Annotated in this window: 2 protein-coding genes; both read left to right on the forward strand. The window is 40.0% G+C overall.

Annotated features, from left to right (window positions below):
• The first annotated feature begins 57 nt into the window (after positions 1 to 57).
• A complete protein-coding gene (locus ACI35L_RS13320) occupies positions 58 to 591 on the forward strand; it encodes a helix-turn-helix domain-containing protein (RefSeq protein WP_086118431.1) in 534 nt (177 codons plus the stop codon).
• Positions 591 to 1,487 carry an IS3 family transposase gene (locus ACI35L_RS13325; protein ID WP_086118432.1) on the forward strand — a complete coding sequence of 299 codons (897 nt, stop codon included), beginning with the start codon at positions 591 to 593 and terminating at the stop codon, positions 1,485 to 1,487. The genes ACI35L_RS13320 and ACI35L_RS13325 overlap by 1 nt, the downstream gene beginning before the upstream one ends.
• Positions 1,488 to 1,523: the final 36 nt, after the last annotated feature.

The following is a 1,523-nucleotide window of genomic DNA, read 5'->3' on the forward strand; positions in this document are numbered from 1 at the left end:
TGAAGTGCCCTACAATTGTTAGACAAGAAATCTAATGATTGTGAGGCACTTTTTTGTATGACCAAATATAAATCAGAACTGAAAGCTCAAATTGTTCATGAATACCTTTCGACTTCGCAAAGTACCAATGATTTAAGCAAGAAATATCAAATTAATGGGCGACGTATTGCTGAATGGGTTCAGGGATACCAATTGAGGGGGATCAATGCACTTGAAAAACGACGTCATAAACGAATATTTACCGCCGATTTTAAACTAAATGTGATAGACTACTACCAAACTCATGAGGATTCGATGGCTGAAGTAGCCGCTCGCTTTAATATTTTAACAGCGCAAGTTTCAAGATGGCGTTCGCAATTTGAACGGGACGGTATTGCAGCTTTGAAGCCTCATCCGAAAGGTAGGCCGTCTAAAGTGAAACATACTAAAAAACAGGCTCGTCAGCTCGCTAATAAAAGTGAGCTGGAGCGATTAAAGGAAGAATTGACGAAGAAGAACCAAGAACTTTATGAAACTAAGATGGAGCGTGATATCTTAAAAAAATCGCTGTCCCTGTTCGGACCCTCAAAGCCAGGAAGAAAACCCAAATAGTGGATCAGATCAGGGACGATCAATCACAGCGACCAAAGAAACTGCGCTATAAGATCGGCGATCTTCTCAAAACCATTGGACTTGCCAAAGCAACCTATCACGATGAACGTAAACGAATTGCCCGCTCTCACGACAAATACGAAGAAGCTAAAGCTCAAATTCTAAAGATTGCCCAACGGTTTAGACTTCGTGGACGTTGGACCGCAGGTTATCGTCGTATTCAAATGGAGCTAGACCGAATAGGATTACATTTGGCTGGGGATACTATTCGCAAGTTAATGCGGGAATTAAATGTTCAAGTAAGTTTGTATAATCGCCATCGTAATGGTAAGTATTCATCCTACCATGGTACGGTTGGTAAGATTGCAGACAATCGGTTAAAACAAAACTTCAATGAAAAACGTCCCTATCATGTTATCCATACTGATGTAACACAAGTCCGTTTAGCTAATCATCAGTGGGCTTACATCTCAGCGATGATTGATGAAGCGAGTCAAGAGATCCTAGCTTTCCAAATAAGTATCAGTCCGAATAAAGAACTGATTATAAAAACCATAGAAGAATTAATTACCAATCTACCTGATAATGCTCACCCAATTATTCATTCGGATCAGGGCTGGCATTACCAGTTAGATTACTATACCCAAAAATTGGCGGATCACCAGTTTATTCAAAGCATGTCGCGGAAAGGAAATTGCCTGGATAACGCTCCAGTAGAAAGTTTCTTTCACTTATTTAAGACCGAGTTACTAGCAGGGTTTCTGCCATGCAAGGATATCGCAGAATTAACCGAACTTTCTCACGACTACGTTCAATACTTTAACCATGTCAGAACAACCTTAAAAACAAAAGGCATGACTCCAGTCGAATACCGAAACCATGCCTTAGCAGCTTAATATTTTAATTTTGTCTAACTTTTGTCTTGCACTTCA

The organism is Pradoshia sp., assembly GCF_051873915.1.
Lineage (GTDB): Bacteria > Bacillota > Bacilli > Bacillales > Pradoshiaceae > Pradoshia.